This is a genomic window from Sporosarcina koreensis (assembly GCF_001531445.1).
GTDB classification, from domain to species: Bacteria; Bacillota; Bacilli; order Bacillales_A; family Planococcaceae; genus Sporosarcina; species Sporosarcina koreensis_C.
The window spans coordinates 1-8049 of record NZ_LQYA01000159.1 but is presented as its reverse complement, the minus strand read 5'-3'; the positions used below and the strand labels follow the sequence as shown (position 1 = coordinate 8049).

At 43.9% G+C, this 8049-nt stretch carries 8 protein-coding genes; all 8 read right to left on the bottom strand.

The genetic code is table 11. The annotated features are described in order from the left end of the window. Nucleotides 1-954, bottom strand: a 954-nt coding sequence (locus AWV70_RS24740; protein WP_268777877.1) for a peptidoglycan D,D-transpeptidase FtsI family protein, incomplete at its 3' end; no start/stop codon positions are given. 131 nt (nucleotides 955-1085) lie between these two features. Continuing rightward, on the bottom strand, nucleotides 1086-3296 hold the full coding sequence (locus tag AWV70_RS16055) for a penicillin-binding protein (RefSeq protein WP_060209314.1): 2211 nt from the start codon (nucleotides 3294-3296) through the stop codon (nucleotides 1086-1088). A gap of 35 nt (nucleotides 3297-3331) precedes the next feature. After that, on the bottom strand, nucleotides 3332-3712 hold the full coding sequence (ftsL, locus tag AWV70_RS16050; RefSeq protein ID WP_060209312.1) for a cell division protein FtsL: 381 nt from the start codon (nucleotides 3710-3712) through the stop codon (nucleotides 3332-3334). A gap of 17 nt (nucleotides 3713-3729) precedes the next feature. Further along, entirely contained in the window at nucleotides 3730-4662 is a 933-nt protein-coding gene (gene rsmH / locus AWV70_RS16045) for a 16S rRNA (cytosine(1402)-N(4))-methyltransferase RsmH (RefSeq protein WP_060209310.1), read from the bottom strand. A 289-nt stretch (nucleotides 4663-4951) separates the two neighbouring features. Then, complete coding sequence (mraZ, locus tag AWV70_RS16040) at nucleotides 4952-5383, bottom strand: division/cell wall cluster transcriptional repressor MraZ (RefSeq protein ID WP_060209308.1); 432 nt, start codon at nucleotides 5381-5383, stop codon at nucleotides 4952-4954. A gap of 222 nt (nucleotides 5384-5605) precedes the next feature. Further along, nucleotides 5606-7216, bottom strand: a complete 1611-nt coding sequence (gene bshC / locus AWV70_RS16035) for a bacillithiol biosynthesis cysteine-adding enzyme BshC (protein WP_082713665.1) — start codon at nucleotides 7214-7216, stop codon at nucleotides 5606-5608. Between the two features lie 89 nt (nucleotides 7217-7305). Continuing rightward, the gene (locus AWV70_RS16030) at nucleotides 7306-7698 is read right to left on the bottom strand and encodes a DUF3397 domain-containing protein (RefSeq protein ID WP_060209304.1); all 393 of its coding nucleotides are present in this window, start codon (nucleotides 7696-7698) and stop codon (nucleotides 7306-7308) included. Between the two features lie 6 nt (nucleotides 7699-7704). Then, on the bottom strand, nucleotides 7705-8049 hold a 345-nt coding region (locus AWV70_RS16025; RefSeq protein ID WP_276525649.1), incomplete at its 5' end, for a ketopantoate reductase C-terminal domain-containing protein.

Here is an 8049-nt window from a genome sequence, read left to right as displayed (position 1 = left end):
GGATTGGTGACCATGCCCTTCTCTCTTCCAGCATCGTAACTTTGCGTTGGCAACCTTCGTATAACCCGGGTCATTAAAGTAATCATTATGAAGGTCGATCACTTTTTCCTCAAGTCCTGCCGCAAGGGTGACGATTTTGAAAGTTGATCCCGGCTCAAACGTCATCCAAACTGGCAAGTTCCGATTATAAATCGACTGATCCGTATCTTGGTAATCTGCAGGATCGAAAGTCGGCATTGAAACCAACGCAAGAATTTCACCTGTCTTTGGATTCATTACAATACCGATTGCTTGTGTCGCATCGTATTTTTCGAGCGCCTGAAGCAGTTCCCGTTCCATGACTTTCTGCATTTCGATATCAATTGTCAGTTCAAGCGTAGCTCCATTCTTTCCCGTCTGGAACCCATCATCGACATGTGGCAGCGGTATAGCCTTCGCATCTGTATAGAGGCGAATTTTATCCCCTGTGCCTTGCAAAATCTCATCATATGCATATTCGATTCCAGCAAGGCCGGTTCCGTCATATCCTGTAAAACCGATCAGCCTGGAAAGCAACTCTCCATAAGGATAGTTCCTGACAAAGTCGACGCCTGTATACAAGCCGTCAATTTGCAATTTCGAAATTTCCGTTGCTTGCTCTTGGGTGATGTTTTTTCCTTCAGGCGCCAACTTGTTCATATATGCTTTTTTCGTCATCTTTTCGAGTAGTTTTCCCTTATCAACTTGTAATATGTCTGCCAACAAGGCTGCCGCCTTTTCAGGTTCCTTGTTTTGGGAAGGCATGAAATAAAGCGTCGGAGCAAGTTGGTTCCCAACGATCAATTGACCGTTGCGATCTTGGATTTCCCCACGAATGGCGCCAAAAGGGATTTCCCGATCCCAGTTCTCTTCCGCGCGCGCTTTCAACCATTCATGTTTAATGATTTGGACGTGGAAGAGCTTTGCTATAACCATGGAAATCGATATGAGAAAAATGATGAAAACTGCCCGCAATCGCTTCTTTGATTGCAAATCTGCATATTTACGCAGAGCCCCACACCTTTCGTTTTTCTATCAACCTATGAATGGGCGGGGACAGCTATACATCATCCACCAATTATCTCTTCCACTTCCTCATTCTCTGCTTCTTCATTCTGTTCAATTATGGTATGCGTGTCTTCTGGCGATTTCAGCTGGAGCACCACGGGATCTTCTTTACTGATGACGGCCCCTGCGGATAGACTTTGCTCAGTCACATATCCATCTCCGTTCAATCGGATATCAAGCCCAGATAACATTTTAAATGATAACGCCATTTTTTTCGACCACCCGGAAAAATTTGGAAGAGTTGTATCCCCTGCCGTTTCAAGAAGCACTAGTGAGCCTTCACTCAATTTTGTCCCCGCTTCAGGATATTGGCTTACAACCTTGCCTCCCTCCCCGATCAACACCGGTGAAAATCCTTGTTGTTCAAGCGCCGTCATCGAGGACGCAGCATCTTCTCCAATATGGTCTGAAAGAGACTTGGTTGACGATGTTTGACTATTCTCAGGAAGTATATTCATATATTTTAAGCTGCTTTCCATTATGGAAGTGAACAGCTCTGCGACCGGATCCGATCCATATTGACCCAGCTCAAGCTTCGGCTGCTGGACGATAACGTACGTCAATAACTGTGGATCGTCAATAGGAGCCATGCCTAGGAAAGAGTAAAGATAATTACCGTCCCCGGACAAATAGCCTGGTCCATCACTTTTCGGAATTTCCGCTGTCCCCGTCTTCCCACCGACGGAATATCCTGAAAGCGCGAATTTCCGACCTGTGCCGACATCAGAGGTGACTGTGGAAGCTAAAACCTCTCGGACTTGCTTTGCAGTCTCCGCTGAAATAGGGGATTTCCGTTCTTCTTCCTTATGGTCCTCCACTACTTTCCCCGTGTTCGGATCAATAATTTTATCAATGACATAGGGCTTCATCATCTTGCCATCATTCGCAATTGCATTCGCAGCTTGAATCATTTGGATAGGTGTCACAGTAGATCCTTGTCCATATGAAGTTGTCAGCCTCTCACTTGGATTGATGTCCAAAATGATTCCAGGCACTTCATTCGGCAAATCGATTCCGACCTTTTCACCGAAGCCAAATCCACGTAAGTATTCGATAAATGTCCGGTCGCCCATTCTTTCCAGCAAATAGGCCATCGATACGTTCGATGATCTTTGGAACCCTTCCAAGAAAGTGATTCTTCCCCAGCCCCCCCTTTTGACGTCACGAATGGTTTTATCGTAAATCGTATATTGTCCTGATTGATACTTGGCAAGAGGATCCCATTTTTTCTCCTCAATCGCCGCCGCTAACGTAAACATCTTCATCGTAGAACCAGGCTCGATCGTGTTTTGGATTGATTCATTCAGCCAGTTTTCCGTTAATCCCTCGCGTGTGGAAGGATGGAAGGAAGGACGCTGGCTCATTGCATAGATTTCGCCAGTTTTCGGGTTTGTGACGATGACGAGCATTTTTTTAGGAGAATATTTCTCATTGACTTGATTCATCGCATCTTCTACAAAGTTCTGGATTGTTTTATCGATCGTCAATTGAATCGTCATTCCATCTTTTGCGGCAACGATTTTCTCCTCCGATTTCGGCAAAAGGAATCCCCATATATCGGTTTTATAATCCACTTTACCGTCCGTACCGGTAAGCTCCTTGTTATACGTCTGTTCAAGGCCCATTTTACCGACCGTGGAAACTTTTCCATTCTCGTCTTCCTCTCGCATTGCGAAGCCGACCAAATACGATGCAAAATCTCCATTTGGATAAAACCGCTTTTTATCCTCGATGAATTGCAGTCCTGTAACATTTTCTTTTTCAGCAGCCTCTTTAATGGCTAGCATCGTTTCATGGCTTATATCGCGTCCCGCTTTCCCAAACTCGATTTGGTATGTCTCGTATGTGTCCGTATTCCTTTTCACCGCCGCATCCCTGATTTCAATCATTTTCTCTTTTTCCATCGGGATGAATCTACTTAGCAATTCGGCAGCCTTCTCAAAGTCAGTCACATGCCTCGGCTCTTTTGCACCTTTTTCAGTCGCTTTTTCACTTATTATCGCGATCAGCCGATAGCTCAACGTATCCGAAGCGACCAATTCACCGTTGCGGTCAACTATTTTGCCTCTCTCAGCTTTGAGGATGGACTCTCTTGCATATTTTGCTTCCGCCATAGCTGCCATCTGTCTTCCTTCGGCTTGTCCTGTAATTTGAATGCTCAATAATCGTCCAAACAAAAGAAAAAAGAGCCCTCCGAAAACTACGAACATCAGGAAGGCTCCCCATTGAAATCGAAACTTCTTTTTCATCGTCCAGGCACGACCTTTACGTTTTTCTCGTTAAGATTCAAGCCGAGCTCCTTCGCTTTATTCCAAATTACTTCGTATGTAGATTTTTCGCTCACTTGTATGGACAATTCTGTATTTTGTTTTACAGTTTCTTCAATTTCATTGTTGATTAATTGCACTTCCTTATTTGTATCATTGATTTGAGATTGTGTATGCAAAATCATAGTAGAGAAAAGCACGAGAACTGCCGCGAACAGCACGAACAGGAATTTTTCCCCTGTTGAGAAAAGTTTTCTTGAACGCTTCGCAGGTTTTTGTGTCTCATTCGTCTTCGGTGATTGAGGTGCATGCACTTCATGTATCGTATTCATTTGAAAGCTTCTCTGTTCCAATGCCATCTAACAAGTTCCCCCTTTTATTTTTTCTCTACGATCCGCAATTTTGCAGATCGGGATCTTTTATTCACTTCAATTTCGTCTGTACTTGGAAGGGTCGGTTTCCTCGTCACCAATTTGAAGTCCGGCTCCATCCCCTCAGGAATGACGGGCAGATTCGGTGGCAGCTCCGGCATGGATGACGCTTCTTTGAAGATCGTCTTACATAATCTGTCTTCGAGTGAATGGAAAGTGATGACACAAATACGTCCGCCCGGATTCATAGTAGTCAATGCATCGGTCAATGAATCCTCCGCCGCCCCAAGTTCATCGTTCACTGCAATCCGGATTGCCTGGAACACTCTCTTCGCAGGATGTCCACCGGTTCTACGTGCTGCTGCAGGAATACCTTCCTTAATCAATTCAACGAGATCACCGGTTGTTTTGATCGGTGCGTTTTTCCGGGCTTCCTCGATTTTCCGAGCAATCCCTTTGGAAAACTTCTCTTCCCCATATCTGAAAAAGATCCGCACCAAGTCTTCATACGGCCATTCATTTACTACTTCATATGCAGTCAAATCTGCCTCGGTATTCATACGCATATCGAGCAAAGCATCATGGTTATAGCTGAATCCGCGTTCTGGTGTATCAAGCTGCGGCGAGGAGACGCCAAGGTCATAAAGGATGCCATCCACTGTATGTACATCAATCTTCGCCAGTTCATCCTTCAAATTTCTGAAGTTCGAGTGGATGAATGTAACTTGCTCTAAATACTCCACCAATTTTAATTTGGCAGCTTCAATTGCTGTCGTATCCTGATCGAAGCAAATTAATCTGCCGCCTGCTGTCAGCTTCTTCACGATCTCTAAACTATGACCTGCACCACCAAGTGTGCAGTCAACATAAATGCCATCTGGTTTAATATCGAGCCCATCGACGGCTTCGTGAAGTAATACTGTTGTGTGATCGAACATTGAAACCGCCTACTTTCGTTAGTGTGTTAACATCTAGCTTCAGCGTTGGAAGGATGCCTTAATTTCTGCAAAAACCACAGAAATACGGCAAATCGAACACTTCGCAGTTCGATTGGCTCGGGGTCATAAGCCCGCTTGGCTTGCGAGGCAAAGCTACTGTGTGGCAAAGACTATTGCTCCCAACGCTTCGCTTTTGCTCCCTTAAGGTCGCAGAAAACATTGCTCGCAAAAGCCGTTCTGCGTTACGGCTTTGCCTGTCGCCCCTGACCAAGGCGCTTCCGCTTTTGCCTTAGAAATCAAAATCGATAATATTTTCCGCGATTTCATTGAATGATTGCTCCGACTCGTCGTAATAAGAATCCCAAGACGATTTTGACCAAATTTCTATGCGGCTTGAAACGCCGATAACGACGCAATCTTTTTCAACTTTCGCGTAATCCAGTAATGAGGATGGAATATTGACACGGCCCTGCTTGTCAATTTCAACTTCCGTGGCACCTGAGAAAAAGAATCGGGCAAACGCGCGGGCATCCTTCTTCGTAACCGGCAGCGCCTTCAATTTTTCCTCTAGCCGTTTCCATTCCTCCATAGGGTAACCGAAGAGACAGTTATCCAATCCACGAGTCAGCACAAAACCATCCATCAGATATTCCCTGAATTTCGAAGGGACTATCAAACGGCCTTTTGCATCTACAGTGTGCTGATATTCGCCCATGAACATACTCTTCACCCCACTATATGTTTTTAATGTACCACATCCCTCCACATTCCTCCACTCAAATTCTATTTTCATAGTAAAATGTGTATATAGTACTTGTTTCATTGAGATATTGCTATAATTCGAGCAAAGTTTCGTGACTTGCAAAAATACGATAATAATCGCATAAATACACAAAAAACGCCGATGCAGACATTGAATGCCTGCATCGGCGTTTTTCATTTATTATAAATAGACAATCTGATGGGTGCCATCCATTTTGATCGGTTGGCGAAGCAAGTCCCGGACCAATTCCGGGCCATACTGATTCATGAAAAGATAAGGCGTGTAAATCCGCTCCTGCAGCGATCCTTCCGGGAACAGCTCATTCTCCAGGATGCTGTATTTGCGGAGAGCCGTTTCGTGTTGGATCAACAGCTCCTCTTCTGCCTTCCTTCTTATATAATCCAATTGCTTTTCGTGGAATTTCAAGTTTTTCTCGAGTACCTGTTGCATCGCTGTACTCGAGCCTTCTCTCAGTTCTTCATACTTCTCTTTCAACTGCTTTTCCATTTCAGCAACCAGTTTTTCAAATTGTTCATTTTGCAATGAACCAATGAAACGCTCCCGTACTTCAGGGATTTTTCTGTCTAGCACTTCTTCCAGCGTCAATGAAGTAGACGCCATTGCCTGTTTCGCGCGCTTGGAAACCAATGTCACCGACACACGTGGAACGATGATCGGCATCTTGATTTCGAAATGATGGAAAGCGTCTTTCAATAAAGCCCAATAAGCGATTTCACCAGGACCTCCCACAAAAGCAAGCACCGGGAATACAAGGTCTTGCATGATAGGACGCGTCGCAACATTATTGCTTAACAGCCAAGGTTTTTCGGCAGCGATATTTAGCATTTCTTCATAACTGAAACGGATGCCAGTACTTTCATTCACAAAAGCCCCATCCGTTTTCGATAAAAGGACCCGTCCAGTTTCATGCACATAAAACAAATGCGCCGCTTCCTTTTCAGCCTCGATTGGCTTACCGAATCCTAACGCTGAAAATTGACCTTCTTTATCAACAATCAATCCCGCGAGTTTATCGGATTCCGAAATGAATTGAGTGAAATGGTTTTTTTCGATCTCACGCAATGGCTTAAACGCTGAATCAATGAACAACAGGCCTTGTTCATGGAAAAGTCCGTTCATCAGTCTGACGAAAAATCCGGTGAATGTCTCTTCCTTTTCGACTGCGGTCAGCACTTCTTCTAACAACGGTCTCGTATGCTCCGTTTCGCCGAATTGACGGAAAATACCTTCCACAAATGCAGTCATTTCTTTTTCGGAATATGTTGCGTCGGAAGCCATTACTTTCAGGATGAATTTCTCTGGATACTTATGTTTCAATGTCCCGCGGGAATTCTCAGTGTAGACATGATTGATTTCATTTAAATCATGATCCTCGCCAGCGACCCAAAATACAGGAATGACAGGAACGCCAAGCTCTTTCCTTTTTTCCTCAGCAAGAAGGATGACCGTAATCGCTTTATGCACGGAATAGAGCGGACCTGTCAGTATGCCAGCTTGCTGGCCACCGATGACAACTACTCCATTTTCCGATAGTTCCTCGAGATGAGCTGAAGCTTTCTTGGATATACCGAAAGGCTCCATAAAGGAACGGATGACAGAAGAAAGTTCTTTCCTGAGAAATTGACGGCCCGATAGCTCTGTCAGCCTTTCAAGGTAAGACCGGTTTTCATTTCTATAATCAAAAAACGTATGTATGAATTGTTCGTCATGATTGTAAGCTTGCATCACTTTGTTTACATTACTCAATGCCATTGACTTGATTTCCATCATTGATGCCCCTTTTTACTGATATGAACAGAGTATATCATTCCCTTTCATCAGATTGAAAAATATACGCTTGGAACTACTTGCGATTCCCGTCATTTTACATATTCTGATATTTTAAAGCTGACACCGATGACAAGAAGAATGACATAAGAAAGGGAAAGCAGTAAAAAATACACCCTCCACGTTTTCTGAAGCACACGGCTTATTTGAAACTCCTTTTCCTTTGTCCTTTCAACAATTGCAAGAAAAATAGCGATGAGGATGGCGATAGACATAATATAAAAACCGGTTCCTTTGCCAAAAATGGTCATTGATGTGATATAAACAGACAAAAATAAAAAAGGAGTCGTAAAATCTGCTGCTTTACCGATGACAGCAGCAGGCGCCTTCCCCATTTTTCTCATAACGATCAGGAAGGCGATCGTAATAACAAACGGAAATAATACGAGAATTGCAGTCAATATTGATAGGAAGCCATTTACCATCGCCAATCACCTCCGATCTATCGCAAGCAGCATTTTTTCAAGCGTCTGCAATAACGGCAAGCTTCCACCGCGTCGTTCCCCCATTTGAAGAATAGAAGATATGATCGACTCTATTTCCATTGGATTCTCGTTCATCCGATCCGTCAACATGGAAGATCTATTTTTTTTCGTTCTCCTACAAATTTCTTCAACAGCGCTTTTCGGCAAATCCTTTTCCATTTCGGGAAAAACAACCATTATTTCCTCATACAACTGATCAAAAAGGGTTTTTGCATCCGGATTCTCCAGTAATTCACCATTTCTCACTTGCAAAACCGCTGTCAACGGATTGATCATGCAATTGATCAGCAC

Coding starts and splice junctions, on each gene's coding strand:
- ftsL (WP_060209312.1), bottom strand. CDS start 3,712: ATGGCATTGGAACAGAGAAGCTTTCAAATGAATACGATACATGAAGTG.
- rsmH (WP_060209310.1), bottom strand. CDS start 4,662: ATGTTCGATCACACAACAGTATTACTTCACGAAGCCGTCGATGGGCTC.
- AWV70_RS16055 (WP_060209314.1), bottom strand. CDS start 3,296: ATGTTCGTAGTTTTCGGAGGGCTCTTTTTTCTTTTGTTTGGACGATTA.
- bshC (WP_082713665.1), bottom strand. CDS start 7,216: ATGATGGAAATCAAGTCAATGGCATTGAGTAATGTAAACAAAGTGATG.
- mraZ (WP_060209308.1), bottom strand. CDS start 5,383: ATGTTCATGGGCGAATATCAGCACACTGTAGATGCAAAAGGCCGTTTG.
- AWV70_RS16030 (WP_060209304.1), bottom strand. CDS start 7,698: ATGGTAAATGGCTTCCTATCAATATTGACTGCAATTCTCGTATTATTT.